Annotated in this window: 26 protein-coding genes and 1 pseudogene; 11 read left to right on the forward strand and 16 right to left on the reverse strand. The window is 62.3% G+C overall.

Annotated elements, in window-relative coordinates:
• A pseudogene (locus tag FDP25_RS16795) lies at window positions 1-407 on the forward strand (hypothetical protein); the annotation flags it as partial.
• Between the two features lie 68 nt (window positions 408-475).
• Complete coding sequence (locus FDP25_RS16800; RefSeq protein ID WP_172982838.1) at window positions 476-1,585, forward strand: hypothetical protein; 1,110 nt, start codon at window positions 476-478, stop codon at window positions 1,583-1,585.
• Between the two features lie 208 nt (window positions 1,586-1,793).
• On the opposite strand, the gene FDP25_RS16805 is transcribed toward FDP25_RS16800, so the two are convergent.
• From FDP25_RS16805 to FDP25_RS16815, 3 genes are all read right to left on the reverse strand, one after another.
• The gene (locus tag FDP25_RS16805) at window positions 1,794-2,084 is read right to left on the reverse strand and encodes a hypothetical protein (RefSeq protein WP_154155155.1); all 291 of its coding nucleotides are present in this window, start codon (window positions 2,082-2,084) and stop codon (window positions 1,794-1,796) included.
• Between the two features lie 121 nt (window positions 2,085-2,205).
• Window positions 2,206-2,487: a hypothetical protein gene (locus FDP25_RS16810; RefSeq protein ID WP_154155158.1), complete on the reverse strand. Its 282-nt coding sequence runs from the start codon at window positions 2,485-2,487 to the stop codon at window positions 2,206-2,208.
• 17 nt (window positions 2,488-2,504) lie between these two features.
• Window positions 2,505-3,290: a hypothetical protein gene (locus FDP25_RS16815; protein ID WP_154155161.1), complete on the reverse strand. Its 786-nt coding sequence runs from the start codon at window positions 3,288-3,290 to the stop codon at window positions 2,505-2,507.
• A 122-nt stretch (window positions 3,291-3,412) separates the two neighbouring features.
• On the opposite strand from FDP25_RS16815, the gene FDP25_RS16820 reads away from it, so the two are divergent.
• Window positions 3,413-3,634, forward strand: coding sequence for a helix-turn-helix domain-containing protein (locus FDP25_RS16820; protein WP_154155164.1), 222 nt, complete (start codon window positions 3,413-3,415; stop codon window positions 3,632-3,634).
• A 379-nt stretch (window positions 3,635-4,013) separates the two neighbouring features.
• Here FDP25_RS16820 and FDP25_RS16825 read toward each other — a convergent pair whose 3' ends face one another.
• Window positions 4,014-6,899, reverse strand: a complete 2,886-nt coding sequence (locus FDP25_RS16825) for a Tn3 family transposase (RefSeq protein WP_154155167.1) — start codon at window positions 6,897-6,899, stop codon at window positions 4,014-4,016.
• 129 nt (window positions 6,900-7,028) lie between these two features.
• Here FDP25_RS16825 and FDP25_RS16830 point away from each other — a divergent pair, with 129 nt between their 5' ends.
• The 7 genes from FDP25_RS16830 (at window position 7,029) to FDP25_RS16860 (ending at window position 13,279) form a co-directional block, all read left to right on the forward strand.
• Window positions 7,029-7,634: a recombinase family protein gene (locus FDP25_RS16830; protein ID WP_154155170.1), complete on the forward strand. Its 606-nt coding sequence runs from the start codon at window positions 7,029-7,031 to the stop codon at window positions 7,632-7,634.
• A 325-nt stretch (window positions 7,635-7,959) separates the two neighbouring features.
• Window positions 7,960-8,346, forward strand: a complete 387-nt coding sequence (locus tag FDP25_RS16835) for a hypothetical protein (protein ID WP_154155173.1) — start codon at window positions 7,960-7,962, stop codon at window positions 8,344-8,346.
• Window positions 8,343-9,053, forward strand: a complete 711-nt coding sequence (locus FDP25_RS16840; RefSeq protein WP_154155176.1) for a nucleotide-binding protein — start codon at window positions 8,343-8,345, stop codon at window positions 9,051-9,053. The genes FDP25_RS16835 and FDP25_RS16840 overlap by 4 nt, the downstream gene beginning before the upstream one ends.
• Window positions 9,050-9,568, forward strand: a complete 519-nt coding sequence (locus FDP25_RS16845; protein WP_154155178.1) for a hypothetical protein — start codon at window positions 9,050-9,052, stop codon at window positions 9,566-9,568. The genes FDP25_RS16840 and FDP25_RS16845 overlap by 4 nt, the downstream gene beginning before the upstream one ends.
• 132 nt (window positions 9,569-9,700) lie before the next feature.
• Entirely contained in the window at window positions 9,701-10,069 is a 369-nt protein-coding gene (locus FDP25_RS16850) for a hypothetical protein (RefSeq protein WP_154155181.1), read from the forward strand.
• Window positions 10,066-12,777 (forward strand): relaxase/mobilization nuclease domain-containing protein, encoded by a 2,712-nt coding sequence (locus tag FDP25_RS16855; RefSeq protein WP_154155183.1) that lies wholly within the window; start codon window positions 10,066-10,068, stop codon window positions 12,775-12,777. The genes FDP25_RS16850 and FDP25_RS16855 overlap by 4 nt, the downstream gene beginning before the upstream one ends.
• Window positions 12,778-12,985: 208 nt before the next feature.
• Window positions 12,986-13,279 carry a transposase gene (locus FDP25_RS16860; protein WP_154155186.1) on the forward strand — a complete coding sequence of 98 codons (294 nt, stop codon included), beginning with the start codon at window positions 12,986-12,988 and terminating at the stop codon, window positions 13,277-13,279.
• A 120-nt stretch (window positions 13,280-13,399) separates the two neighbouring features.
• Here FDP25_RS16860 and FDP25_RS16865 read toward each other — a convergent pair whose 3' ends face one another.
• The 12 genes from FDP25_RS16865 to FDP25_RS16920 are packed head-to-tail and all read right to left on the reverse strand — an operon-like array spanning window position 13,400 to window position 25,139.
• On the reverse strand, window positions 13,400-13,840 hold the full coding sequence (locus FDP25_RS16865) for a GNAT family N-acetyltransferase (protein ID WP_154155188.1): 441 nt from the start codon (window positions 13,838-13,840) through the stop codon (window positions 13,400-13,402).
• A 24-nt stretch (window positions 13,841-13,864) separates the two neighbouring features.
• Complete coding sequence (locus tag FDP25_RS16870; RefSeq protein WP_154155191.1) at window positions 13,865-14,857, reverse strand: FAD-dependent oxidoreductase; 993 nt, start codon at window positions 14,855-14,857, stop codon at window positions 13,865-13,867.
• Between the two features lie 10 nt (window positions 14,858-14,867).
• On the reverse strand, window positions 14,868-16,187 hold the full coding sequence (locus FDP25_RS16875) for a SidA/IucD/PvdA family monooxygenase (protein WP_154155194.1): 1,320 nt from the start codon (window positions 16,185-16,187) through the stop codon (window positions 14,868-14,870).
• Window positions 16,184-17,116, reverse strand: a complete 933-nt coding sequence (locus tag FDP25_RS16880; RefSeq protein WP_154155198.1) for a DMT family transporter — start codon at window positions 17,114-17,116, stop codon at window positions 16,184-16,186. The genes FDP25_RS16875 and FDP25_RS16880 overlap by 4 nt, the downstream gene beginning before the upstream one ends.
• Before the next feature lie 20 nt (window positions 17,117-17,136).
• The gene (locus FDP25_RS16885; protein ID WP_154155201.1) at window positions 17,137-17,601 is read right to left on the reverse strand and encodes a nuclear transport factor 2 family protein; all 465 of its coding nucleotides are present in this window, start codon (window positions 17,599-17,601) and stop codon (window positions 17,137-17,139) included.
• On the reverse strand, window positions 17,594-18,535 hold the full coding sequence (locus tag FDP25_RS16890; protein WP_172982839.1) for a PhzF family phenazine biosynthesis protein: 942 nt from the start codon (window positions 18,533-18,535) through the stop codon (window positions 17,594-17,596). Before FDP25_RS16890 ends, FDP25_RS16885 begins: the two co-directional genes overlap by 8 nt.
• Window positions 18,532-20,022: a class I tRNA ligase family protein gene (locus FDP25_RS16895; RefSeq protein WP_154155207.1), complete on the reverse strand. Its 1,491-nt coding sequence runs from the start codon at window positions 20,020-20,022 to the stop codon at window positions 18,532-18,534. The genes FDP25_RS16890 and FDP25_RS16895 overlap by 4 nt, the downstream gene beginning before the upstream one ends.
• A 26-nt stretch (window positions 20,023-20,048) precedes the next feature.
• Window positions 20,049-20,468, reverse strand: coding sequence for a cupin domain-containing protein (locus FDP25_RS16900; protein WP_154155210.1), 420 nt, complete (start codon window positions 20,466-20,468; stop codon window positions 20,049-20,051).
• Entirely contained in the window at window positions 20,461-21,813 is a 1,353-nt protein-coding gene (locus FDP25_RS16905; protein ID WP_154155213.1) for a SidA/IucD/PvdA family monooxygenase, read from the reverse strand. Before FDP25_RS16905 ends, FDP25_RS16900 begins: the two co-directional genes overlap by 8 nt.
• Window positions 21,810-23,057 (reverse strand): diaminobutyrate--2-oxoglutarate transaminase, encoded by a 1,248-nt coding sequence (gene ectB, locus FDP25_RS16910; protein ID WP_154155216.1) that lies wholly within the window; start codon window positions 23,055-23,057, stop codon window positions 21,810-21,812. The genes FDP25_RS16905 and ectB overlap by 4 nt, the downstream gene beginning before the upstream one ends.
• Before the next feature lie 4 nt (window positions 23,058-23,061).
• Window positions 23,062-24,021, reverse strand: coding sequence for an EamA family transporter (locus FDP25_RS16915; RefSeq protein WP_154155219.1), 960 nt, complete (start codon window positions 24,019-24,021; stop codon window positions 23,062-23,064).
• Window positions 24,018-25,139, reverse strand: a complete 1,122-nt coding sequence (locus FDP25_RS16920) for a TauD/TfdA family dioxygenase (RefSeq protein ID WP_172982840.1) — start codon at window positions 25,137-25,139, stop codon at window positions 24,018-24,020. The genes FDP25_RS16915 and FDP25_RS16920 overlap by 4 nt, the downstream gene beginning before the upstream one ends.
• 91 nt (window positions 25,140-25,230) lie before the next feature.
• On the opposite strand from FDP25_RS16920, the gene FDP25_RS16925 reads away from it, so the two are divergent.
• On the forward strand, window positions 25,231-26,640 hold the full coding sequence (locus tag FDP25_RS16925; RefSeq protein ID WP_172982841.1) for an aminotransferase-like domain-containing protein: 1,410 nt from the start codon (window positions 25,231-25,233) through the stop codon (window positions 26,638-26,640).
• Window positions 26,641-26,829 lie beyond the last annotated feature (189 nt).

A 26,829-nucleotide genomic window follows, 5' to 3' on the forward strand; every position in this document is an offset into this window, starting at 1 on the left:
CGCGTGTCCCCAAAGGGCAAGAGAAGCCGGTGACGGATATAAAACCTCTCGATATCTCGAACTTCCCTGATATCGCGCGCACCGTCGCCTATGAGAAGCTGGAACCATCGGAACAGAGGGAAACGGCCGAACCGGATCGTGAAGCCTTCCGGCGGGAAGTGGAGGAGGTTCTGGGAAAAGACAGGCTCTCGGCCGTCAGACGCGGCGAGGCCAGTGCTTTCGACAGTTTCCTGGAAAACCCGTTGGACCGTCTCTACGCCACCAAGGCCTACATGCAGTCCGACCCGGAACACGCGGTTGCTCACGGCGACGCGGTGCGCGAGGTGCTTTCCGAGATTGTCGACATCGAGTTCGAGAACAGGAAGCTCGCGACCGGCGAAGTCGAGCGGCGCGGTCTGACGCATTGACGAACCGGGACGATTTTCCGGAGCGGGTCAAACGGGCATTGGCCGGACGCGCGGGACACCGCTGCTCGATGTGCAAGACGCCGACAATCGGCCCAAGCGACGAAGGTCCTCACGCGGTCACAAATATCGGCATCGCGGCGCATATCACGGCAGCAGCGCCGGGACGCGGTGCCAGGCGGTACGATCCATCGCTGACCCCGGAACAGCGGTCCGGGATCGAGAATGCTATCTGGCTTTGCCGCATCTGCGACGGGATAGTCGATCGGGACGAAGTGCGGTTTCCCGCGCACACCCTGAAGCACATCCGTCGCAATCACACCGAATTCGTTCGCTTGGGAACACAGGTCGAAACGGCTGTCGGACTCATCGCCATTGGCCCTGCCATCGTGGCCGGGGGACAAGTCGTCAGGTCCGACGCTTCCTGCTTGGTCGTCAGGTTGACCTTTTTTCTTGAAGGATCAGCGGACGATCTCCTCGCCTTCGTCAATCGCTTCGAAGCGCATCCCCACCTTTCTCGCTATGTTCTCCTGAGCGAACTCGGCTTGGGCGGTCTTCTTGACAGTGCGCCCGGTGTCGAACGCGAAGGAGCAGCATGGCAGATGACCTTCCGCTGGCAACCTGAAGCGCCCCGTTTGGCGGCAACCGATCTTGCCGGGATGTGCCGCCAAACGGGCGAGCTGATCTCGGGTGCTGAATACTGGGTGCAGTGTTTCGAGATGGCGCTGGAACAACCACCGGGCACCTGGTTCGCCGACATGGATGGCGGAAGCCACCTGTCCGAGCTTTACGATACGTTGCGCGGCTCGACCTGGTTCGAAGCTCTGGTGACATGTGAACTCATCCGACTTGCGTGTATCCCGGCACCGCCCAAACTTGGAGACCGTACCGAAAGCCATCCGCCAATTCCCTTCGTCCGGCGCGTTCGCGGCGTAAGCGTGCCCAAAACCGAGCTGAACGATGGCCGGTTGACCATCGAAGTCGATGCCGATCTTGAAGGTTATGGCCGCTGGACCGGTCCGCTGAGCCTTTTCATCTACACTCCAGAAGCTTTGGGCATTCAGCGCGCCAAGGCGCAATGGATGACCGAGAACAAGCGTCGGATTGAGAACGGTGAACGGGCGCTGCCCGGTCTGGTCCCTCCGGCAGACTGGAAGCCGGACGACGGATTTCCCGAATAGGCCGCGGCCGCCCTGGCTCCATGACCGGCCGATGCGCCCGCGGCCGGTCCATCGGTTATCTGGCGGAAGGCGGCTTTTCTGTCGGCTGAAAGTTTCCCGTCTCGCTCGACCTTCTCGCCTTCATCTTCCCCCATACATCCTCGGGGGAATGCCCGCAGGGCAGGGGGCAGACAGCCCCCAAAACCTCCAGGTGACGAGGCGCGCGCCGTCAGGTCGAAGAGCTGCCTTGTTCATAACGTTCGTTGGTGATGAGGACAAAATCGCCGTGGTCCATGTCTCTGACGAAGACAGGTCCGGCCTCGGCCAAGCTCAAAAGATCCTCGGGACGGTTTCGGAGCAGAACGCTCGAAAGCGGCTCCTCTTTCGAAGAGGTGTTTACCCCAAGCCCGACGGCGATGATTTGACGAACGAGGTGTTCAGGTTCGATCTCGCCAGAGGCCGCGACGGCAACAAGGCGTTCGTAAACATCGTCCGACAATTCTATTGTGATATCGACCATGCCTACCCTTTAGCCTCTGTGCGTGTGCCTTCAAAAGTGCCCTGCTGTTCTTCACCGGTTTGAAGACGCCCGTCCGCGATCCCCGTTTTGCCCGGGGCCAACGGGCACCAGCCTCCCCCTTTCAGAGATCGAGCCCTTCGGTTGCCGCAAGGGTCGTCAGAGGACAGTCTGTCACCATGTAGCGCTTCAGCGTCAGATCGCCCGTCACCACCTGCGCGGCGAGCTGACCGCAGTAGTGTTGCGCAGCGGCGCGTCTTTCCTGCATCGGCGGTCCGACGATGGCGGCGACGGCGATGGTGCTGCCGGCGATGACGCAGAACGTGCCGAAGAGGTAGCCATAGCCTTTCCAGCGTTCCAGTTGCCGCTCGCGCGCGAAGTCCCTGACTATCGGGGTATGGCTCATCGGTTGGTCCTCCTGTGTTACGCGCGCCGCTGGCGGCGCGGTTTCAGCTGCATCCGCACCGGCGGTTGTGCGATCCGCCTGACCTCGGGTGGCTCATCACCAGTATACCAGTTTTTCGCGCAAGTGATGCGGGAGGCGTAAACACCCAGAAAAGCCTGCTCTTCGATATAGTATTCCGTCACGACCCGTTCCCACTCGGGGATGGCGCCCGCATCGAGCGGCATGATGTTTTCCAACTCATCCACCATCCTGACCGTGGCCTCACCGGCTTTCGTCAGGGCTATGCCCTCCATCCTGTGCCAGTAGTCGCCATCTGGCAGGACATGCAGCGTAATCGGCCTGGCATAACCTGCCTCGACCAGCTCGGGGGCCTGCCGCGCGGAGACGAAGCCATGATACGACAGACACAGCAGTCCGGATTTCACGGCATCGAGGGAGACGGGGGCGTCAGGCTCGGCCGAGAGGGTTTTTCCGCCGGTAGCAGCGGGTGCCTTGCCCAGACAGTGCGAGGCCGAGCCGCCTTCCTCCATCGGAATGCAAATATCGCGGAAGCCCAACTCGTGCATCAGGGAGACAACCCCATTCGTCGTCTTGCAGATCCGCATCTTCGGTGCCGTGCCGCGCCCTGTCGCCACAAGGAAGCGTTCCGTCTCCCCGCGCTGCTCGGGCACCTGGATCACCCATTCGCCATACCAGACGGCTGAGGTTTTTCCAGCGTTCGCCAGCGAGACCACGTCGATCGCGTAGCCGTCCTCGATCAGGGCTACGAGCTGACGTTTTGAGATGTATGGGACTGAATGCACGGGCTTCTCCAAAAATGTTTTGCCAAAACGAGCTTCTGACGCGGGTTCACATCGGTTCTCTTGATCAGTATACATATTTTAGTTGATAACATTAAAGTATGTAACCGGCGATCAGCTTGTGCATGGATATGCGCAAGCTGATCGGGCGGAACTTTGCCCGCTTGAGAAAGGAAAAGGGTCTGACGCAGGAGCAGCTGGAAGAGCGCTCCGGGTTCAGTCAGCAGTATTTAAGCGGACTGGAACAGGGCCGGCGCAACCCGACCATCATAACGCTGTACGAACTGTCACAGGCGTTGGATGTCAATTTCATGGATCTGGTCAGGCCCGATGATGGACAACGGTAGACAATCCATTTGCCAGGCTGAGCAGTAGAAACGAAACCAAGCGATCGTGCTTCCAGCACCGAAGGAGATGAACTTCCCCGATCAGTTTACCGAACCAGAAAATTACCCCAGCCTCGACGACCTACCCTCACCGGCCGAGAATGGTCCCGCGCGAGAGGTCATGATGGCCGATCACCTGAGCTACCCCCTGAATCTCGGACACTGAGGGGTGGATTCCGGTAGGGGGCAGGATTGTATCACAAGGCTCTGACGCCCCCTACACCCCTTCAATTTGAGCCCTGTGGTTGCCTTCATTGTGGTGATGAGCGTGGTGCGCCCGTTTCGTGGCTGTGAAGGTGGCAAGAAATTGGGGGTGATTACTTCACAACTTCACCCCGGCTTACCGCCGCCACCGGTATTCGCCGGTGAGCAGGATGTGGGCCCATCCGAGCGGGGAGATATGCGCCAGCAGAGCGGGGGCGCAATTCCGCCCGGCCCGCTGCCGCGCAGCGACGGCCTGACCGAGGTGCTTGGTGTTCCAGTAGATGATAATGGCAGCGAGCAGGTTGAGACCGGCCATGCGGTAGTGCTGCCCTTCAGCGGTACGATCCCGGATTTCGCCCTGCCGCCCGATGCGCAGGGCGTTTTTCAGAGCGTGATGTGCCTCGCCCTTATTCAGGCCAATCTGGGCCCGCCGCTGCATGTCGGCGTCGAGGAGCCACTCGATGATGAAGAGGGTGCGCTCGACGCGGCCGATTTCGCGGAGCGCCAGAGCTAACTCGTGCTGGCGCGGATAGGCGGCGAACTTCTTGAGCAACTGACTGGGCGGTATGACACCCGTCACCATCGTGGCGGCAGACCGCAGCACACCGGGCCAGTTCTGGACCACAACGCCCTCGCGGATCTTGCCACCGATCAGGCTGCGCAATTCGTTTGGCGCTGACGCCGGGTCGAAGAGGTAGATCCGTCTGGATGGCAGGTCACGGATACGCGGGATGAACCGGAACCCAAGCAGCGAGGTTACGGCAAAGACGTGATCGGTGAACCCGCCGGTGTCAGCATATTGCTCTGTGATCTTCCGCCCCGCCTCGTTCATCAACAGCCCGTCCAGGATGTAGGGTGCCTCGCTCACGGTGGCGGGAATGTTCTGGGTCGCGAAAGGGCCGAACTGATCGGAGACATGGGTGTAGGCTTTAAGCCCCGGCTCGGAGCCGTATTTCGCGTTGATGAGGTTCATGGATTCGCCCTGCCGAGCGGCGGGGAAGAATTGCCCGTCGCTGGAGGCGGTCATGCCACCGCCCCAAAACCTTGCCATGGGCAGCCGGGATTGCGCCTCGATCACCATGGCGAGGGCCTGATTGATGGCGTCGCTTTCCACATGCCATCGTGACAGACGGGAAAGCTGGAAGTAATCATGGGTATTGGTTGCCTCGGCCATCTTGCTGAGCCCGAGGTTCAAACCCTCAGCCAACAACACCGTCAGCATGCCGATCTGGTCTTTGCAGGGAGCGCCGGTTTGCGCACTGATGAAGGTTTCCGTGAAGCCGATATCCGCATCGACCTCCTGCATCAGCTCGGTGATCCGTATGGCGGGCAGTCGGTCGTAGAGATCGAGCACCAGCTCGTCCGCCTCGTCCGGCACCGCAGCGCTCAGGCGGTCGAGTTTCAGGATACCGTTTTCGATCGATCCACCGGGGATGGCTCCGGCACGCGCCGCCTTGGCCAACCGCGCCAGGCCGTCGGTCATGCGTGCCTTGCGGTCAGAAAGCCAGGCTTCCGGATCAAGCGGCACGGCCAGTCCTGATATGTCCTTCACCGCCTCGGCGGGAACAAAAGCCTGATTCAGATCGCTGTAGCGCCGGGAGTGAGGCACCCAGACATCGCCAGAGCGGAACGCTTCCCGCAGATGGAACAACACCGCCACTTCCCAGAGGCGGTGGCCATCTTCCTCCTGGGCATTCAGATGGCGATGCCATTTGGAGCCGCGCCGCAGGAAGCCAACCGGTCGTTCCCCGGGTCTCTGATCGTCCGCGATCAACGTACTGGCCTGCAGCAAGGACGCAGTGGCACCCGCCGCCTGGATACCCAACGTGCGCAGCATGCGCGGGGCATAGCGCCGGAACCGGTGATAGCCTTGGCCAACATGGGCCAAGGGGTCAGCGGCCATCGTGTCGGTCAGCTCGGCGGCGGTGGCAACCAACCCTTCAAGCCGCTCCCACCCGCAGGCCAGCTCCGTCGCCTGATCCAAGGGCGCGCCATCGCTTCTGGCGTCGAGCAAGGCGGCACCAAGGGACTTGAAGGCGCGCAGGGTGTCCTGCACCGCCGTCTTTGCGTCAACGATCTTGGCCTCGCAGAGCTTTTTGGCCCCCTGCCATGTCCTGCCGACAATCCGGTCGTGGGTCTCGATCACTGCATCTGCAAGCGCCGCACGCCATGCGATCACGCAGACCGCGATGATGGCCAGTCGGCGATTACTACTGATGTCGCGGAGGCCATCGGCAAAATAGCGTTCCCCCTGACGTTGCAGGCGGGTCACCCGATGGGGTGGAACCCCCGCGAGGATATCAGTCGAAAGGTTTATCTCCTGCAGGAATTCCAGCCGGTCGAGCAGGCGGGTGGCATCGGCCGAGTTCTGACCCACCTCGAATTGGCGCAGCCAGACGAACCGGCTGACCTTGCCCTCGACCATATCCGTAAGCAGGGCATCAAGGCGGGCTTTCATCGGCTCCTCCAGCCGGGCTACGATGGTGCTGTCGATCTGGCGTTCCGCCGCGACAAGCGCATCCGCGCAGAGGCGCTCGATGACGGATATACCCGGCAGGACAGTTTTGGTCTGGCGGCACTCATCGACCAACCGGCAGGCCAAATCATGATTGGTGGTCGCGTTCTCTGCCTCACCCGCCAGCCAGGCCTTCAGCTCGCGTGCGCGGTGACCGGAGAACATCCTGAAGCCATAGACCTGACGCAAGTCGACCAGATGCCTTCGCCGCGTTACGTCGGTCTCGGCGTAATGGGAAAGCTCTTCCATCTCTTCGCCAAGCTGTGCGGCGATGAAGCGACTGACGGCCTCCGGAATGACTTCACCCGACGCCAGCAGTCGGCCAGGATACCGGAACGCACAAAGCTGAAGGGCAAAGCCGAGGCGATTGCGTGCATGGCGACGGGTTCGAATGAATTCGAGGTCATCGTCCGCCAGTGTGTAGTGGTAGAGGATGGTGGCTTCGTCTGTTGGCAGATCGAACAGCGCCGCACGTTGGCGCGCGGTCAGAATAGAGCGTCTTGGCATGTGGGGTTGTCCTTGTTAGTCATTAGTCTGTTCAGGACAAAATCCGCACCAGCAATATCAAAGGCTTGCAAGGCCAAATTCCGAGGGGGTTCAACTGGGACACATCCTCAAGCAGCAGAGCGATAGGATATGAACAACCGTGCAGCCATCTACGCCAGAGTTTCTACTTCTGATCAGTCCTGTGAGCGGCAGGTCGCGGAACTGACCGCATTTGCGGAACGCGGCGGCTATGACGTTGTCGGCATGTTCAAGGAAACGGCCTCCGGGGCCTCAGCCAATCGCGCCGCCCGCAATCAGATCCTCAATCTCGCGCAGGCCCGGCATATAGACGCCATTCTGGTCAGCGAGCTTTCCCGGTGGGGGCGCTCCACTCAGGACCTGCTCGATACCCTCAATCGGCTCGCAGGCTGGAAGGTCTCGGTCGTGGCTATGAACGGCATGACCTTCGAACTCGACACGCCACATGGGCGGATGATGGCCACAATGCTCGCAGGGATTGCCCAGTTCGAGCGCGACCTTCTCAGCGAGCGTGTGAAATCCGGTCTCGCCGCTGCACGGGCCCGCGGCAAAAAGCTTGGGCGACAGCCGGGACAGCGACCCAAGTCTGATAAGCTAGCCCCGAAGGTGCTGCAGGCCGTTCAAGACGGCAGATCATACCGATGGATTGCGCGCGATCTCGGCATTTCCAAAAACACCGTCACTGACATCGTTAAACGGCACAGAGATCACGCTTAGGGCGTCATCTAGGGTCTGCCCCAAAATGGTGCCCGCCGAAGCCCATCTCCCGGTCCATCGGTACAAGACCTGTTTCTCCTTGTGTTATTCTCTCTTCCCCTACTGCCCCAAACGCACCGCGGAGAAGCCCCCGGCGCCGACAAGTTGCACCATCCTGCGAGAAGAAGACACCTCCGTGTCGCCGCCGCTGCAGGATCAGGGGGGACGGTTTACCGTCGCCATACCCTGCTAAGGATCGGGTGATCAGGGAAGGGGATTCTGGAGATTTATTTTCGTATTTTCACGGTCATGAAAGATACTCGGCGCGTAGCATGAGGATAACACAATGGCACTTAAACGAGAACATCTAAAGGAGGCAAAGTCAGCCCTCAAATCCATGTCGACGCGGCGGGAGAAAAAGCTGACGAGGGCTGATTTTGTCACCAGCCTGATCCAGGACATCCACGCAAAGATGACGGCTGGGTTCTCTCTGGAGGAGATCTGCGCGGAACTCAACAAGACCCTTCCGGACGGCGAACAGCTCAACATGAACACATTCAAAACATACGTTCGCCGCGCTCGGACCCAGGCCGGAATTGCGCCGACCAGGTCATGGACGCGCCGGGTCAGTACCGCAGAAACAAAGATACAGACCACCCCCAACAAGGGGAGAACAAAGGTTCAGAAAGAGGACCCCGCATCGGATTTTCGTGATCAAGGAGGTGAACTATGAAGCGTATTTTTTTCATACACGGCGACAAGGGGGGCGTCGGCAAAACCGAGGTCGCAAAGCGCATGGCCGCCGTGATGCTCCAAGCCAAAGAACCGGTCACCCTGATCGATGGCGACAATAAAAACCCGGGCCTTCACGCCGCCTTCCAAAACGGTGAACTGGATGTTCACTGTATCAACGTCATGACCCCCGCTGGCCGCGATGCCCTCTTTGACATCATTGCGGAAAGTCCCGGCGATGTCCTAATTGATCTTCCCGCGCGCGGCTCTGACGTCACGGAGAGGCTGACCGAGGACGGTGCTTCCGAGGACGGGTTCAGCCTCGAACTGCTCTTGTCGGAAATCGAGGCCGAACTGACCATCATCTTCGTCATCGATCAGACCCGGTCGCCGCTCGTGGCGCTCAAGGATGAACTGGCAGCCCTACCGGACGCTACGCGCTGGATCATCGTGCGCAACTGGCGCGAGGACCGCGATTTCACATTGTTCGACACGACCAAGGTCAAAGCCGATCTCGAAGCGCGCGGGGCCGCCGTTATCGACATGGTCCGGCTCGACCCCAGAGTGAATGACAGTCTTGAGAACGCTGGCCTCAACCTGATCACGGCGCAGACCTCGGATAAGCTTTCCATGCTCCAGAAGATGCGCGTAAAGGCAGCGGTCCGGTCGTGGTCCGAACAGATGAAGATCGCAGGGCTACTTGAATGACCGGCCTTCCGGAAGACCTGTTCACCCAGATCTACCGCCGCGCACCAACGGAGCAAGACCGCGCGCGCCTGATGGCGGTCAAGGCGGGGCTGGGGCTTTCCCCTCGCGACGAGCTCTGGCCTGTAATCCTAGTGCTCGATCACTATGACCGCGCGATCAGAGCGGGCCGGGTCGCCTCCTTGCGCGACGTCCAGCGCGTCCTGGACGCAATGAACGACATTCCGGACCGCGCCGGGCCGATAGCGGCAGCCGAAGCCAGGAAGGCCATCGCACGGATCATCGAGGAGGCATCCGACAAGATCGCCCGGGCCTCGGCGCAGAAATCGATTACCACGGCCGATCACATCTCCCGACGGCAACTTATTGTCGCGGCCGTTGTCGGCGCACTCAGTGCCGCCTGTCTCGCCGCTGCCGCAGCTTGGGGCACGTATGTCGTCCTCGACGCGCGCGGTATCTGCGCCGAGCCGCCCGGTCGGGCCCGGGATGGCTCCATCGTGTGCTTCGTTCAGCGGTAATGGGCTGATCTCCTTCTCCGCCGGATGGCGTCGGCGGGATCAGCTATGGGCGTTAGGGGAGAAGGTGTGCGTTAGGGATTTTCAGGGCGGGGTCATAAAAACGAAAGAGGACTAAATTGGGGTTGAGCAGGCATGGCACGCGCAGGAGACGGAAAGCAGAGGTCAAACCGCCGGAGGCGGCACAACCTCCTTCAGCAGCGGGTGGATGATGAGGAACTGGCCGGGTTCATCGCGCGGGCGCGCAAGGCAGGGTACGAAGACCACCGCGAGTTCCACGGCGCTCTGATCTCCGGCGATGCAGGCTTTGATCGCCGCGAGCGCCATGACCTCCTGCGCATCCACGGCGAGCTGGGAAAGCAGGGTTCAAACCTCAACCAGCTTACATACGCCGTAAATGCAGGGCGCCTCACCGCGGTGTCGGCTGACGATCTTCGGGTAATCGATCAGGCGCGCATCGCGGTTGAGGCCGCCACCGCGCTAATCCGGGCCCTGCTGGCATGATCGGCGAGGCCATCAAGAAAGAAGGGGAGAAAGGGTCCGGTGGCGGCGCAGATGCCTTCAAGCCCGGCGTGGCATATGTCTGCGGCAAGGCCACCCGGGTCGCACTGCGCAACCTCGCCTCACGCGACTGGCAGAACGCGGCTGGGGACATGCGCCTCACGTCAGAGCTGAACAGCAGAGTCCGGAAACCATATTACCATTTGGTCCTCAGTTGGCATGAGCTGGAGCAGCCGACGGATGACCAGATGGTCGCGGCGGCCGACCATATGATCCGAAGCCTCGGGCTGGAGGAACATCAGATCGTCATCGGGACACATCACGACACGATGCGGCGGCATGTGCATCTGGTCTGCAACACGGTTCACCCCATCACCGGAAAGGTATGGTCGAAATCCAACGACCATCTTCGGATCGAGAAGGCCTGCCGGGAAATCGAGCTGGCACAAGGCTGGTCACATGACCGGGGCCGGTTCGTGTTCGATGTGTCTGCCGATGGCGCGGTCGAGTTGAAGCCCAACCCGGCGGCCTGGGACAAGAAGAAGGCTGCCCGGGACGCCGGGCAGAGGCCAAAAACCTCCGGCGCCCGAAAGTTTGAGAAATCAACCGGGATCGAGACATTCGAGCACAGCATCCCGGCCGCTCTGAAGGCTCGATTTGCACAGGTCGTTGGTACCGCGCAGGACTGGGAGGGTCTTCACGCGGCCCTCGGAGAGCTTGGGTTGCGCTATTACAAGGCGGGGTCCGGCGCGCGGATCGGCATTCTGGGAAGCGACGAATTCGCAAAAGCGTCAGCGTTCGGATCGAAGTTTTCCATCCGTAAGATGGTGGCCGCCCTTGGGGCATATAAAGATCCGGAAGGCGCATACGTCAATGATCTCAAAGAGGATCACAAGGGCATCGAAAGCATATCCGGGGTGGTCTGGAAAGAGGACCGCAAAGCGACCGCATCATCGGCGTTCAAGCTGACGCTCTTGCGCCGCATCTACTGCGATCTCCATCTCAATCCCGCCGTGTCTGACGCAATACGTTTTGTCGATCTGCAGGATGTGCCTCCTCAGATCACGTTCCGGGATAACGCAACATTGGTCGATCATGGCAGCCGTCTCTCGACATCGCGTAGCACCCACGAGACGCGCGCGGCCATGATCGCGATCGCAAAAGCCAAGGGGTGGTCCTCGGTGAAGTTCTCCGGTTCACCTGACTTCGTGCGTCTTGCGTCTCTCGAGGCCGCCCGTGCAGGTCTCCCCGTGCATGGTGCCCCGCAGGACATTCAGACGCAGTGTGATGCGATCCTGGACCGGCTGGAGCGCCAACAGTGCCGGATCGAGGCCGAGGCCCGGGCCGGGCAGCAAGCGGCCCATGAGGCCACTGTAGACCGCAAGCAGGGGATCCGGGTGAATGACGCGGAGCGGGCAGAGGCCGCAGCCCGGGTCGATGTCAGGACCGCCGAGGTCAGAGCCGTGATCGATGCCATCGGCCCCGGGCGTGATCCCGTCCGGACGGCCTTGCGGACTGTGGCGCGCCAGGAAGAGAAGCGGATCAAAGCAGAGCTGCCGGATCGCCGGAGCGTCTCGAACCCGCAAGCCGCCCCGGACGCGGATCGCAGAGGCAGTAGCACACATCGTCGGATCGCAAGAGCGGTCAAAGAGAACGATCATCACGAGTTGGACCGGATGCGGACGGTCCACATCAACGAGATCGCCTCGCGCGGTGGCTGGTCCTATGACCCCAAACACAAGGACGGGCATAACGACCCGCAGGGCCGGGATCGCCGGACCTATGTGCGCGGTGGCGAGACAATCAAGGCGACGCGGAAAGGGTCGCTCTGGGTCTGGACGAATAACAAGACGGGCGCATCCGGATCGGTCATCGATCTTTGGCTATCCGACAATGCGGGATCGACACTTGGCGATGCGCGCAAGGCGTTCCGCGAGATCATGGGCACTGACACACCGATGCTCGTGCCCCCAGCAGCGCCGCGCCTGGGCGACACCCCTCAAGACCACACCGAGGCCCGGCGCCGATGGGAGGAAGCACCTTATATCGACGATCACCGGACCTACGCAGAGGATCGGGGCATCTCGAAAGCGACCCTGCACCGCTTCCAGGAGGATGTGCGCTGTGGCGCTTTTGGCGGCATATACTTCGCGCATCGCAACCCCGAGACCGGAGATATTCAGGGGTTCGAACAGCGGTGGGAGAAGGATGGTCAGAAGAACGCTGCGCGCTTTGCCAAAGGCGGCCTGAAGACCGTCTCGGTCCTCGGTAATTCAAAAACCGCGACACGCATGGTGATCTTTGAAGGTGGTCTGGACGCCCTCGCACTTGCAGAATTTGAGGACCGGCACGACACGATCTACGTCAGCACAGGCGGCGGGTTCGGGCCAAAGACGGAGGCCGCCCTTCTCAAGCTCGCTGAGGGCCTGCAGGCGCTGTCAGGCTTCGATAATGACGCGGCAGGGGAGGCACTTCACAGGCGGCTCACCGGGCTCCTGCCCCGCGCCACGCGTCTTGCGCCGCCATCGCAGGTCGAGGGCGCAAAGAAGGTCTGTAAGGACTGGCTCGATGTTCTCAATGCGTCCAAGGGTGTACTTTCGCCAACCATGTCGTCGAGCGGTCTTGCGGCTCACAGTGAAAGTGCGGGCCTTGCCGAGCAGTCGGTGCAGGCACCGCATTTGCGTGAACCCGAGATGCCGGAATTTGGCTGACCTAACAAGCGCTGCAGCGCGACAAACAGAGATGAGGTCGCGTCAGATCCCATCGTCGCCACAAAAGTGATCACAGCGCTTCTTAAAATGAAGAAAAGAAGAGGACGTCAGGGCCTTGTGATACAATCCGGCCCCCTACCGGAATCTACCCCACTGACGTAAGCTACGATTTGTTGTCTGCTGATCTTCGACAAAAAGGAGATCAGAGATGTCGAAACGGAAGAACCATTCGCCCGAGTTCAAAGCGAAAGTCGCGCTTGAGGCTTTGAAGGGTGAGCGGACTGTTGCTGAGCTGGCGAGCCAGTTTGGCGTTCACCCAACGATGATCCACAGCTGGAAACGGGCGCTTCTGGAAGGCGCGTCCGGCGTGTTCGAGCGTGGCGGAAAGAAGCCCCCAGAGATCGACGAGGAGCAAGTCAAAGAACTGCACGCGAAGATCGGGGAGCTGGCCGTCGCCAACGATTTTTTGTCACGAAAGCTCAAGCCGTGGATCGGCAAGTGAGGCGCAAGATGGTCGAGCCTGCCAATACCAACCTGTCGATTGGTAAACAGTGCAAGCTGACACCCTACCGGAATCTACCCCGTGCCGTCCGGCCCGGTAACCTACACCCGCCACCTCAGCCTAGCGCTGGTACTTGATGAAGGGCGTCACGGTCGCGATGCGGTCATAGAGCTTGCGCGCCGTTTCGTTGAAATCCTGCGTCATCCAGTAAACGCTTGGGGTACCATTGGCATCCGCCGCGTCATAGACCGCTTCGATCAGCGCGCGGCCCGCGCCCGTGCTTCGCACCTTCGGATCGACATAGAGATCCTGAATGTAACACACGTCTTCGACGCGCCAGTTGTGGGCGTGATAGACCACGTGGACCAAGCCGATCACCTCGCCGCCGGTCTCGGCGACAAAGGCGCATTGCTGCGGCCGCTCCGAATCCAAAAGCCGTTCGAACGTCGTGTCATACACCTCGTCGGGGACCGACGATCCGTAAAACTCTAGGTAGCCGGTCCAAAGCTCGCGCCAGCGGGCGTGATCCTCGCGACGGAGCGGACGCGTTGTTGCTGTCATTGTGCAATCCTCGTTTATGTCGGTTCAGGCTGCTAAGAGCCCGGAGACCATTCGGCACACATCGGTAGCGACCAATGGCGCGTATTTGAAGCCTCCGCCGTTGTCGGAAGTGACGACAAGGCATCGGCCGTGACGACGAAGGCGCCGCGTGCCGTCGACTGCGGTCCAGGCATTCGTCGCCACCCGGCCCCGGTACAGGAATTCGTAGACCGGGTGGATCGCGACGTAGGCATCGGCCAAAGCTTTCCGCACCTCGTCCGCATCCGGGCCCGGCCGGCCGGCCGAATGGCTCAGGGCACCACAGCCGAATTTCGCCGGATAGCCCCTTAGCGCCGACATACCCCACATGTCACGGCCGCCCAGATCGGCCCAAGCCACAGCAGGCACCTCGGGCGCATCCGGCGGGGCATAGACCACGTGGCAGCGCCATGAGCGGACCGGCCCCAGACCGAATTGGTCCGCAAATCCGGCCAACCCCGGCCCGGCGGCCAGAACGACCGCGTCAAACCGCTCTTGCCCCGCGCCGTCGATCCGAACCGTGCCGCTTTGCGCGTCGATCCGTGTCACCGCCGCGCGTGGCATCAACCGCACGTCGCGAGAGACCAGCCAACGGACAAGCGCGGTCTGGATTTCGGCGGCCATGAGAACGCCGAACGTCGGAAACAGCCGCCGCATCGCGAACCGGTCACTGCCCGGCAACCGGTCGGACGGCGCGGCTGCCGCACCGTGCCCGACCGGACCCGGGCCGGCCACCAGGACTCCGGTTTCCTCGAACCCGTCACAGTCTACCTCGGACAGAAGGTCACGCCAAAGCGCCAGTGCGCGGGCGACTTCCGGCGCCATGTCACCGTTCTGCCACGGGTGTATCAACCGGTGCGCGCCGTGCGAGGCGTTGGCGGTGTTGGGGATGTCGTCGGCATCACAGAGCGTGACCCGCGCCCCCGCGCGGGTCAGCATGAATGCCGACAACAGGCCGTTGATCCCCGCACCGGCAACAAGCACGTTCAAGACCGGCACCGGCACGCGCCTAACCGACCTCGGCAGGTTGCCTGACCGCCGGAGCGGCGCGGATCTCGGGCGCCATCATGTCCTCAAGGATCCAGCCGGACCGATCGGCAAGCAGGCTGAAGCTCTGCGCGTCGCTGATCCCGTGCGAATGCTCGCACTGCCCGTTCAGGTAAATCTCCGCGCCCATGCTCGGTTTGGTGGCAACCTTGTAGGCGCGGCTCACGACGGGCATGCCGTCGGCGTCAAGCTCGATATGTTCGGCCAGGTCCCCCAACGGCCCCGCCATCGGATCGACCCGGAACCCGGTCGCGATCACCACCAGGTCAAAGCTCAGCGACTTGCCCTCGCCGGTATGCGGATCGCGGAGCGACAGCACCACATTCTGACCTTCGACATCCACGGCGGTGACGTGCGTGCGTTTTTCCATGAAGATGCGCGGGCGGCCTTCGACCTCGTCGAGATACATCGTGTTGTACAGTTCCGAGCTGCCGTCGGCATCGAGCCCGGCATAGTTCGTCTGCCAGGACTCGGCCAGGATCGCCTTGCGTGCTTCACGCGGCAAGCCGTGCACGTAGTCGGTCTCGGCCGGCGAATAGACTTCCGAGGAAAAGTTGCTCAGGTCATTCAGCCGGAATCCGTGCGAACGATGCACGCAGTGCACATCCGATTCGGGAAAGCGCGTCCGGAAATCCAATGCGATCTCACCGGCGCTCATCCCAGATCCGATCACCGCCACCCTGCGCACCGTCGACGGATCGGCGATGGCGTTCACGCGTGTGGCGAATTCCCCGGTATGGAACACCCGCGCGCCCAGATGCGGGCGATAGATTTCGGGGATGTTGGGCCGCGCCCCGGTCGACAGGACCAGCCGGCCGGCCTCGATCTCTTCGCCGGTCGATGTCCGCGCACGGATGCGGGTCCATTTTCCGTCAACCTCGGCCGACGGAGTCAATGCGGTCACGGCGGTACCGAAAGACGTGTTGCCCGCCAACAGCTCCCCGGCCCAGGCGACATAGTCGGACCATTCGATCCGGTTCACCGGGCGTCCGGTCAGACCGAAAGAATACAGCCGCCCCTTTTTCTTGAGATAGTTCGCGAAGGAATAGAAGCTGCGGGGGTTCCGCGGTGTCACCAGGTCGCGCAGCGCACTGTGATTGATATCGGCATGGCGGAACAGCAATTCGCCCTGCCAGCGGCAATCCGAGCCGGCCTCCAGGAACCGGAAACTGCCGACGGGCGACGTTCCGGTGGCTTCGATGTGGTCTTCGATCGCGGCTGCAAAGCTGATCCCTGCAGGACCGAAGCCGATGCCTAGCAGATCGACGGAAGTGTATGTCATTTGGCTATCCTCGTATTCGCTGGCTGTCGGTGCGCGCGCGACGACACGAAGACCGACATTATGATGAGACCGGCGCCAAGCAGCTTGGCCGCGCTCAGCAGCTCTCCGATCAGGACGGCCGCGACGGCGAGCGTGACGACCGGTTCGAAGTTCAGGGTCATGGAGGTGGGCGTGCTGCCGATGCTTCGGATGCTGCGGAACTGGAACAGGATGCCGATTCCGAAGAGCGCGCCGACGGCGGCCATCGTCACCAGCCCGATCGCGGCCTGCCCCGGTTCGAATACCGGCAAATGCGCGTCGCCCGATGCGGTCCAAAGCGCCAGCCCCAACACTGACGCCAACAGGTTGCCGGCCAGCCCCAGCCCGAAAACCGAAGCGGTGGCCATGCAGCGTTGCGCCAGCACGATGGATGCCGCCATGGCCATAGCGGCCAGAAGCGCCAGCCCCACTCCCTTCGGATCGGGCATGCCGACGGTGCCCGGCCCGGTCGCGATGGCGATACCGGCCAAGGCCAGAACCGGCGCCAGAAACATGCGGTACCCTGCCCGCACCCGCCCGGTCAGCATGTCGTGCAAGGTCACGAAGAGCGGGAAGGTAAAGAACAGGATCACCGTCATGCCGACCGAAATGTACTGTACCGCCCCGAGCTGGCAGAAGGCCGTCGCGACCAACGCCAGCGCCAGCCCGGCAAGGTGAAGCGGTCGGATCCGCCCAAGCGACAGGGACTGGCCGCCGATTACGGCCAGCCCGAAACAGATCACCGCCACGATGACGCCGCGCGATATGACCAGGTGTTCGACCTCGAGCCCCGCCGCATAGGACAGCGACGCGAAAGTCGTGATGCTGCCGTAGCAAACGGCGCTCAGCAGGGCGAACACGTAGCCTGCGCGTGGAAGCACCGCGGCGGGATCGGTGGAAACGTCGCTCATGGCGGACCCTCGTTATGAAATCACTCGTAGGTGATGGGGAATTCGGGCATTGTCCAGCCGCGCTCGGCATAAGGGAAGCCGCCGAGTTCGTTGCTGCCCAGGCTGTCGTCGCGGGGCGCCGCGTAGTAGCCGCGAACCTCGGTGATCTTTCCTTCGTCGTTGAAGGTGAACCAGTCGACACCGCGATACATCTTGTTGCGGCCGGGCTTCATCGCCGTCCATTCGGCAACCGCCGTCTTGCGCTCCGGGTCGCCGAACACCGTCTCGATGTGCCAATGCGAGTTGATCTGTTCGCCCTCGCTTTTCCACAGCTCGATCAGCGGCTCGACGCCGTGGACGGGGCCGAACATGCCGCCGGGCAAGTAGTTCACTACGTCCTTGTCGAAGACGTTGCGAATACCGCTTTCGTCGCGCGAATTGCAGGCGTTGAAGTAATCCAGAACGGCGCATTCCAGCGCGTTGTGGTCTGGGATCTTGTCAATCATGAGGTGTCTCCTTGGTTTTTATGATCAGGGAAGGTGCCAGGACGGGACAGGTGACACCGCGGATCGCGGTTATGGTCCGTCCGGAAAGGGTCGGCGGGGACGGGGGGGCCAGACGCACCCGCATCCGCCCGGGGCGCTTGGCGCCTCCGTTCTGGAGGAACGTGAAACTCTGCGCCTGCCCGCCGGACAAGAGCGCGGCAAGGGCACCGGCGCAGGACCCGCAAACCGGGTCTTCGTAGATGCCCTCGGCGGGGGCGAAGCTGCGCAGCTCCGCGTCGACGCCGGCCCGGCGTGACCGCACGAACGGTACCAGACCGACCGACTTGCTCGCGCGGCTCCACTCGGCGATGGCCGGGTGGTCGGGGCGCACGTCGCCCAAGGCCGTATCCGCGCGCAGCCCGACCAGCAGCCAACGAACGCCCGTCGCGACCAGGTGCGGCGGCTCGGGCGTCAAAGCCTCGACCGGAAGCCCCAGCATCGCGGCGATCTCACTCGGCGTCCGCGGCGCGGGCTTGTCGAAACGCGGGGCCGGCAAGGCCACGCGCCAGTCGCCGCCCGGCCGGTCACGAACCATTTCCGTCTGCCCCAGCCCGTCGGCCTGGATCAGGTCCAGCGCGTCCGAGCCGGTCTCTTCCGCGAAAGCATGCACTGCGGCCAGTGCCGGATGGCCGGCAAAGGGGATTTCCCGCCGCGCGGTGAAAATCCTCGCGCGGTAGTCGGCGCCTTTCGTCGGCGCGAGAATGAACACCGTTTCGGACAGGTTGACTGCGCTTGCGATGGCCTGCATCGCGGCCGCGCTCAACCCGTCACCGCCGAACACCACCATCGCCGGGTTGCCGCTGCGCGGGCCGTCGCAGAACACGTCGATCTGCCGAAGGCTCAGCTCGGGATGGCGCGCAATGATCTGCGGCAGGTCCGACAATGCCAGGGTCATGCGACTTCGGCGCTCCGCTCGGGCCAAGCCAAGGGACCGTTCTGACCGCATGCCGCCCACAAGCGCGCCGCCGTGTCCGGCATGATCGGGGCCATCCCGACGGCCAGCGCCGCAGCGATCTCGGTTCGCCGGGGACCGTCGCTTGCCAGCGCAAAGTCGAGTCCGTTGGCGATGGTCTGGGCCACGGTCCGCAGGCTGAAATGCTCGGGCTGGTAGGCCGAGGCAAACCGGTCCAGAACCGCGCCCGCCTCGCGCGATCCCGGATCGACCGCACCCGTGACGGGCAGATCGGCAAAGAGGGCAGCGAACGGGCGGCGCAGTTTCTTGTCCACGACTTTTTCGAAATCGGCGACGGTGAAATTGGCCTGATTGTATTCGGGGTTGGACCAGGCCAGATAAAACCGCAGCTCGTCGCGATCGGCCTCGGCCAGCATGTCGCGCGCCCAGATCAGGTGCCCTTGGCTGGTCGAGAACTTGAAGTTCTCCATCAGGTAAAACTCGTTCGTCACGAACGCGTCCGGCAAGAGATGGTCCATCCCCGCGCGCCGGGCCGCCAACGCCAGGGCAAGTTGCGCGACACAGTAAAAGAACGAATTGTCGAACCCTAGGAACTGGACGTAGCTTGTCGCGCCGTCGTCCTTGAGCATGCCGCCGTCGCGGCCGTGCGCCTGCGACAGCCAGTAATAGTGCCCCGGCACCATTTCCGCCCAGACGTTGATGACAGAGCCTTCGGCGCCGGGAAACGGCGCGGCCTGCCCCCAATCGGAGTTGAACGTCACCGGAAAATCCGGCAGCGGACGCGCGAACAGCTCGCCGATCAGCCGGCGCAGCATCGGGCGGCGTTCCGGGATGTGCCGTGTCAGATGCTCCCAGAGCATATCACGGTAGTTTTCCAGCGGCAGGACGTATTCGGTGATCTCGCGCGTTTCTAACGCGTCGCCGGCCATGCCCCCGGTCGGGTAGAGCCCGAACAGATCGAGGGCGTCATTGGGGTGACCGCAGGCTTCGCAAATATTGCCGTTCGTGCCCGCCAGGCACGTCGGGCACCGCCCCGATGCATAGGATTCGAACAGGAACCGTTGACGCTCGGGATCAAAGGGCACCGCGCGCGTCTGTTTTTCCAGCGCGCCGCTTGCGTACAGATCCTTGAACCAGTCGCTGACATAGGAGCCGTAATCGGCGTCGGGCATCCCCACGACATCGAACTCGATCCCCGACATGCCGAGCGTTTTCGATATCTCGTCATGCGAGCGGCGCGCCAGGGTGATCGGATCGGTTCTCAGCCGTTCCGCGGTGGTCACCACGTAGCTTTGGTTCAGGTCCACGCTGAGGGCGCAGACCGCGGTCTGTCCGCGCAGCTTGAGGTACCGCCGCAGCACGTCCGCCCCGAAATACGGTCCGGCGATATGGCCGACATGGAGGTCGCCATTGGGGGTCGGCGGCGGGGCCACGATGGCGTAGCGGCCGGCAAAAGTGGTATCTAGCATCGTTCGGTTTCCTGATAGCTCGGGTGTCAGTTCCGGGACGCAAGGTACGCGTCCTTGCTCCGGCCCTGATCGTCCCAGTAGATGTCGATGAAGGTCAGCGGCTCGGTGCCGGGATTTGCCATCCGGTGATGCCAGTAGCGCGGCACGTACCCGACATCGCCCGGATGCAGCAGCGTCGATTGCCCCTCCATCTCGAAACGCGCCGTGCCCGCGATCACGATAAAGGTTTCTTCCTCGTCGTGATCGTGATCGTCGGCATCGGTCATCGGGTCGACAGTGACCCAGACGGCACCGAATTCGCTGACCGGACGCTTGGTGTCGGCAACCCCGGCCCACGGGTACAACCGCCGCAGGTGGCAATTGTATTCGAAGCTCGTCGTCGCATCGGACTTGCGCTGAACGAATGTCTCGATATCGAAATCCGTGGTCGGCAGCAGATCATACATTGGTCAGTTCCTCGGGCTGCGGGACGGTGGGCGCACCCGCCTCGGCAATGTGATCGACAAGGGCGCGTGCGATCTGTTCCGACCGCACCGACAAGAGGCTGAAAGAGCCCGCGTCGCCGAACCCGTGCGTCGTTTCGCAAAGGCCGTTGATGAAGACCGGAGCGGTCGCCGCCCCCGGAAGCGTCGCCACGCGGTAGTCGCGGGCGATCGCGATGCCGCCATCGGCCCGCGTCTCGAAACGCGTCGCCAGACCGTCCAGCAACGGGTGATACGGCTCTTGGTTCTCGGCGTTGCCGAAGTTGCGGAACCCGGTCGCCAGCACGATGCCGTCCACCTCGAGCGTCCGGGGGGCGCCGCTCAAACGGTCGGTCACGGACATCGCGTAGGCGTCGCCGCGCTTTTCCACTCCGGCGATTTCGCAGTTGTGCACGATCTCGATGCTGTCGCCGTTCCGCACCCGCTGCTCGTACAGCTTGAAGTTCAGCGCCTCGATCACGTCCGGATCGGCCGCGCCGTAGTTGCTGCGCCACAGCTCGCGGGTGATCTTGTGCTGGCTGCCCTCGCCTGCGTCAAAGAACATGTCGACGAAGCTGGGATAATAGATCTGTTCGGTGAAGGCACTCAGGTCCTTCTGCTTGAAGCCGAAGCCGCGCGAGATGCCTGTCAGGCGGGCCCGCCCGGCAAGATCCAGCAGGATCTCGATCGCACTCTGGCTGCCGCCGACGACAGCAACGCGCGGCATGTCCAGACGGCCGAGCCAGCGGTCGCGGGCAAAGCGGTAGCCCGACAGGTGCACAATGTCGTCACCGAGCGCACTTTCGAATTGCGCCGGGATGTAATTCGACCGGCCCGGCGCGAAGCTGACGCTCCGCGCCAGCAGGCGGCGCCCGTCATCCAGCAAAACCGCAACCAGCGGCGTGCCCGACATGTCGGAGGTGTATGTCATCGCGACGACACGCGTGTTCAGCGAAACGTAGTCCAGGAACTGGCGACCCACCCAATTGACATAACCGGCATATTCCGTGCGCGGCGGATAGGGAGCGGACAGGTTGAGGTAGTCGAACAACCGACCCTGCGCCTTGAGGTAGGCAAGAAAGCCGTAGGGGCTGGCGGGATTGCGCGGCGTGACAAGGTCGCGCAACGGGTTGTGCTGGATGTCGGCCCCGTCCAGCAGCATACCGGGATGCCAGAGGATGTCGTCCTGCGCCTCCAGGAACAGGCAGTTGTCCAACGCCCCGACTTCGCCTAAGGCGATCGCGAGGGCCATGTTCGACGGCCCGAAGCCGACGCCGATGCAGTCATAGATATGCGCCTCGGCGTGTCGCATGTGGCTCATGTTGGTCATGCCGGTTCCTCCGTCTTGGAAAGTGTGGTGGCAAGCGCATCGGCCAGGATGTCGATCCCCTCGGCCAGTTCGTCACGCGTCAGCGTCAGCGCGGGCAAAAGCTTGATCACCTCGTCATGCGGCCCGCAGGTTTCGAGGATCAGCCCCGCCTTGAAGCAGGCCAGCTGGACGCGGCGCGCGGCGACCGGATCGTCGAAACGCAGCCCCTGCATGAAACCGCGCCCCCGGGTCGACAACCCGTGCGTTTCGGCCAGCCGCTTCAGCCGCCCGGCGATGAACAGCGCGTTTTCCTTGACCGTCTTGGCAAAGCCGAGGTCGGCCCAGAAATGGTCCAGCGCTGCCGTCGCAGTGACAAAGGCGTGGCTGTTGCCCCGGAACGTGCCGTTGTGCTCTCCGGGCAGCCACAAGTCGAATTCGCGCCGGAACAACACCATCGACATCGGCAGGCCGAAGCCCGACAGCGACTTGGCCAACGTCACGATATCCGGCGTGATCCGCAGCGCTTCGAAAGAAAAGAAGTCCCCGCTCCGACCGCACCCGGCCTGGATGTCGTCGACGATCAGTAGCGCGCCGTGCTTGCGGGCGATCTCGGCGATGCGACGGGTCCAGCGCGGTGTCGCCATGTTCAGACCGCCTTCGCCCTGGATGGCCTCCAGAACGATTGCGGCCGGTGCCTCCAGCCCGCCGGACGGGTCCGACAGCATCTTGTCCAGCATCTCGGCGGTGCAGATGTCCGGTCCATAATAGCCGTCATAGGGCGCGCGGGTGACGCCGCTCAGCAGAGTTCCGGACTGGCCGCGATGATGCCCGCTGCCTGTCAACGCCAACGCACCCAGCGTGCAACCGTGAAACCCGTTGGTAAAGGCGATCACCTCGTTGCGGCCGGTGACCTTGCGGGCCAGCTTGATTGCCGCCTCGATGGCATTCGCGCCGGTGGGTCCGGGGAGCTGCACCACGTAGTCCAGCCTCCGCGGCTTGAGGATATGCGTCTCGAACGCCGTCAGGAAGTCGCGCTTGCGGTCGCTTTTCAGGTCCAGCGACATGGCAAGCCCGTCATCCGCGATATGCGACGTCAACGCCTGCTTCAGAACCGGGTGATTGTGCCCGTAGTTCAGCGATCCGCAGCAGGCCAGGAAATCGCGGTAGTGGCGGCCGTCGGTGGTGGTCATCGTTCCGCCCCGGCCGGTGGAGAATTCCACGTCGAAGGTACGGCAATACGACCGGACTTCGGATTCGAGTGTCATGGTGTCAACTCCGAGGGTCAAAGGGTTTCGGTCGGACCGGCGGCGGCGCAGCGGCGGCCCGGCCCCGCATCGGCGTCGGCAGGTAGGTCGAGCCGAGTTCGCACAACAGCACGCCGGCGATGATCAGCAGTGTCATTGCACCCTGGAACAGCGTCGGCTGTTCGCCGAGCACCAGGAAAGCAAGCGTCACGCCGAAGACCGGGATCAGGTTAAGAAAGATGCTCGCCTCGACCGCCGAGGTCTGGGCGATGCCCCAGTTGTACAAAAAGTACCCGCCGAACGTGACGAACGTGGCCAGGTACAGCACGGCGATTGCGCCGGATGCCGGAATGTCTGTGCTCAGCGGTTCGCCGAAGAAGATCAGCGGGAAAAACAGCACCACACCGGCAAAGGCCTGCAAGGCGGTCAGCAGAAAGGGACTGTAGCGGTCCGACATCTTCTTGAGCAGGATCACGTAGACACCCGACGCGGCCATCGCGCCCAGCTCCAGCAGGTTGCCCAGCCACGGCATCGGCGCATACTCGGTTCCGGTCGATCCCAAGCTCAGCCCGACGGCACCGAGGATGCAGACGGCAAAGCCGGAAAGCGTCCAGAACCGGGGATATTCGCGCAGGATGACCCAGGCCAGCAGGGCCACGATAGGCGGCTGTAAGGCATTGATCGTCGCCGCCGCACCCGCGGTCGTCAGCCGCAGCGCCTGGCTTTCGAGGAAGAAATAGATCCCCGGTTCGCACAGCGCCATGATCAGCAGATAGACCCAGTCGCCGGACCTGTATTCGAACCGGCCCCAGAACCTGTAGAGCACTAGGAAACCGATCGCCGCGATCAGCATTCGGAAAAAGATGATCTTTCCCGGATCAAGAACCAGAACGGCCTGTTTCATCGCAATAAAGGAGCTGCCCCAGAAGAAGACCGCGCAGACAAGCGCGATCTTGGGGAGCAGATGCGACTGCCCGGCGCTCACAGCATCACCCGGATATTTTCGCGATCGCGCAGATCGAAATTCACCCGCCGGCCGTTGGCGATATTGACGCGCCGCATCCAGCGGTGCTTGGGGCCGTAATCCGGCTTGTAGATCGAGCGTCCGTGCGCCACGCGCAGGTTGTCCAGCAAAACGATCTCGCCCGGTTCCAGGTGCAGCGACACCGACACGCGGTCTAGCTCCGCATGCATCGCGTTCAGCGCCGCGTCCGCCTCGTCATCGCCGTCCAGGGCCGAAACGAAGGCCTGATCGACGCACATCATCGGCATGTCGCGACGACCGTAGATCAACGGGACCGGCTGCGAATCGTCGATCATCTGCTGGATCAGCTTGAAGGCGTCGGCGTTCAGCTTCCATTGCTCGCTCTCGTTTTCCACCGGCGTATGCGACTTGTCGGGCAAGATGATGAAACGCGGCTGACGCAGGATATCCACCGTTTCGGGCGGCAGGTCGAAATCGTCGATGCACGAGATATTGGTCGTCGCCTTTTCGCGGTTGCGATAGCACATCAGGGTGAAGAAATCCGCGCGGCCGCGGTGGAACGCCTCTTCCGTGTGCCACATCAGCGTCGTTGCACTGCTGCCGCCAAGTTGTTCGTCCTTGACCGACTCGATCGGAACGATGTGGCGCAGGAAACGTCCGTTTTCCTGGGTCCGCCATCCGAAGACACCGCCGACGGCGCTGGACAGCAAGAGCTGAAAGAACTCTTCGCGCAGGTACGGGCGATTGTCCCAAGGCTGATCCCAATGTTGCGGCGACGGGCCGATCGCGGCGTCATCGATGTCAAAACCGCGCACCACGAGATAGCCGCACGGCACCTCGCCGCTGGCGATCAGCTTGAGCAGTCCCAACAGGTTTTGCGGAAGTCGCGCGGCCATCAATTCGCAGGCAAAGGCCGCCTCGCTGCTTTCGACGGAATCGAATTGAGAAACCAATTCCGACAGCAGATCCTCGATGTCGCTCTTTTCGCGCTCCGACAAATTGTAGATCAGATCATCGGGCAGGAGCGGAGCAGAAACAAAGTCGCGGTATTCGAGAGTCATGGCATCCGTCCAAGCAGTTAATGGTCTGGGCGAAAAAAAGTCAAAATCGCTCTGCATGAAAAGGGACGCTTGCAATTTAAAAGGGTGCACTGTACTGCTGAAACGCATGATACGCGTAGGTTTTATCTCGTATTACCAATTTGTTAGATTGTTTGAGCGGAAAACCGTGCAACGCAAACCAAGCATTAAATCAATCGTCGAATCCTTTGCTGCGGACATCGAAAACGGACACTGGGCGGCCAATGCGAAACTGCCGTCACTCCGAAAGCTGGCCGAAGATCGGAAAATCTCCAAGTCGTCCGCGGTCGAGATTTACGAAAGACTCCTGGCACTCGAATTGATCGAAGTGCGCGGCAATCAGGGCTTTTTCGTCAAACAGCGCAGCGCCAAACCCGATACCCCGCATCCGGTGCCGAAAACCGTGACACCCGCCGACCCTCCTGACCGGCGCGGCCGTTTTCCGACGAAAGGATTTCACCCCAGCGGCGGCTGGCTGGGCAGCCATACATTGCCGCTCGAAGCGCTGCGGTTCGCCTTGCGGGAAACGGCACGCGCCAAGACGGACGAGCTGCTGAATTACACAGATCCGCGCGGTTTTCTGCCGTTGCGGAAACTTCTTGTCGATCGCTTTGCCACCCTCGGCATCAAGAGCCGCAGCGAATCTGTTCTGATCACCGATTCCGCTAGCATGGCAATCGACATGATCTGCCGCCTGATGCTGTCCCCCGGCGACACGGTCTTCGTGGACGATCCGACATCGCTGAATTTCACCAGCATGATCAAACTCTACGGCGTGAAAGTGGTCGGCGTGCCGTTCGCCGGAACCGAGCGCGACCTCGAAGCGCTGCGGCGTCTGGTTTCTGCGCACCGGCCGAAACTCTACCTTCTTAGTCCGGTCCTGCATAACCCGACCGGGTCCAGCATCACGACAAACCAGGCTTTCGACCTGCTGGTCCTAATGCGCGAAGCCGGGGTCTATGTCGTCGAGGACGACGTCTATGCCGATCTCGACGAGAACGCGACGACACGACTGTCTGCATTGTCGGGCCAGGCCGGCCTCGCCTATATCGGCAGTTTCTCCAAGACGATATCGCCCAGTCTGCGTTGCGGATTCATTTCGTGCGAACCGCACATCGCCAAACAGCTTGCCGAACGGTTCGCGGCAGCGAGTTTCGGGCTGAACACCCTGACGTCGATCACCACTTACAAGCTGCTCAACAGCGGACTTTACCGGCGCAACCTCCGATCGCTGCAAAAGACGGTCGCCGACGAACGCAAAACGGCGGTGAACCGTCTGGAGAGCATCGGTTTCGAAGTGCCTTACAAACCCAAGGGCGGCGTCTTTGTCTGGGCCCGGTGGCCCGGCCCGGCCTCTGCCCGGCTGATTTCCGACGTCGCGCTGGAAAGCGGTGTCGTGCTGGCGCCGGGCGAATCCTTCAGCCCGTCCGCGCGGTTCGGCGACCATATCCGGTTCAATTGCACGCTGATGCAGACCGGCGGCCTGTACCCGCGGCTAAAGCAGATACTGAAAGACGCCGATAAAAGGGCGCGGGCCTGAGCGGGCGCCGGAGCGAAATGCACACCGTGGCGGACCCGACCGCAGGTCTTGCGGGCCCTTTGGCCGGCGGCTTAAACAGGCGTGCACCCCCCGCGGCGCCGCGTTTGTCCCGCGCCCTGTCTCCGCCGGCACCGACGTTGCTAGCCACGACTCGCTGATCCTGTGGTGCCGCGCGGTGGATTCGCCGCT

The sequence above is a fragment of the Roseovarius bejariae genome (assembly GCF_009669325.1).
Lineage (GTDB): Bacteria > Pseudomonadota > Alphaproteobacteria > Rhodobacterales > Rhodobacteraceae > Roseovarius > Roseovarius bejariae.

Coding starts and splice junctions, on each gene's coding strand:
- FDP25_RS16800 (WP_172982838.1), top strand. CDS start 476: ATGTGCAAGACGCCGACAATCGGCCCAAGCGACGAAGGTCCTCACGCG.
- FDP25_RS16805 (WP_154155155.1), bottom strand. CDS start 2,084: ATGGTCGATATCACAATAGAATTGTCGGACGATGTTTACGAACGCCTT.
- FDP25_RS16810 (WP_154155158.1), bottom strand. CDS start 2,487: ATGAGCCATACCCCGATAGTCAGGGACTTCGCGCGCGAGCGGCAACTG.
- FDP25_RS16820 (WP_154155164.1), top strand. CDS start 3,413: ATGGATATGCGCAAGCTGATCGGGCGGAACTTTGCCCGCTTGAGAAAG.
- FDP25_RS16825 (WP_154155167.1), bottom strand. CDS start 6,899: ATGCCAAGACGCTCTATTCTGACCGCGCGCCAACGTGCGGCGCTGTTC.
- FDP25_RS16830 (WP_154155170.1), top strand. CDS start 7,029: ATGAACAACCGTGCAGCCATCTACGCCAGAGTTTCTACTTCTGATCAG.
- FDP25_RS16835 (WP_154155173.1), top strand. CDS start 7,960: ATGGCACTTAAACGAGAACATCTAAAGGAGGCAAAGTCAGCCCTCAAA.
- FDP25_RS16840 (WP_154155176.1), top strand. CDS start 8,343: ATGAAGCGTATTTTTTTCATACACGGCGACAAGGGGGGCGTCGGCAAA.
- FDP25_RS16845 (WP_154155178.1), top strand. CDS start 9,050: ATGACCGGCCTTCCGGAAGACCTGTTCACCCAGATCTACCGCCGCGCA.
- FDP25_RS16850 (WP_154155181.1), top strand. CDS start 9,701: ATGGCACGCGCAGGAGACGGAAAGCAGAGGTCAAACCGCCGGAGGCGG.
- FDP25_RS16855 (WP_154155183.1), top strand. CDS start 10,066: ATGATCGGCGAGGCCATCAAGAAAGAAGGGGAGAAAGGGTCCGGTGGC.
- FDP25_RS16860 (WP_154155186.1), top strand. CDS start 12,986: ATGTCGAAACGGAAGAACCATTCGCCCGAGTTCAAAGCGAAAGTCGCG.
- FDP25_RS16865 (WP_154155188.1), bottom strand. CDS start 13,840: ATGACAGCAACAACGCGTCCGCTCCGTCGCGAGGATCACGCCCGCTGG.
- FDP25_RS16875 (WP_154155194.1), bottom strand. CDS start 16,187: ATGACATACACTTCCGTCGATCTGCTAGGCATCGGCTTCGGTCCTGCA.
- FDP25_RS16880 (WP_154155198.1), bottom strand. CDS start 17,116: ATGAGCGACGTTTCCACCGATCCCGCCGCGGTGCTTCCACGCGCAGGC.
- FDP25_RS16885 (WP_154155201.1), bottom strand. CDS start 17,601: ATGATTGACAAGATCCCAGACCACAACGCGCTGGAATGCGCCGTTCTG.
- FDP25_RS16890 (WP_172982839.1), bottom strand. CDS start 18,535: ATGACCCTGGCATTGTCGGACCTGCCGCAGATCATTGCGCGCCATCCC.
- FDP25_RS16895 (WP_154155207.1), bottom strand. CDS start 20,022: ATGCTAGATACCACTTTTGCCGGCCGCTACGCCATCGTGGCCCCGCCG.
- FDP25_RS16900 (WP_154155210.1), bottom strand. CDS start 20,468: ATGTATGATCTGCTGCCGACCACGGATTTCGATATCGAGACATTCGTT.
- FDP25_RS16905 (WP_154155213.1), bottom strand. CDS start 21,813: ATGACCAACATGAGCCACATGCGACACGCCGAGGCGCATATCTATGAC.
- ectB (WP_154155216.1), bottom strand. CDS start 23,057: ATGACACTCGAATCCGAAGTCCGGTCGTATTGCCGTACCTTCGACGTG.
- FDP25_RS16920 (WP_172982840.1), bottom strand. CDS start 25,139: ATGCAGAGCGATTTTGACTTTTTTTCGCCCAGACCATTAACTGCTTGG.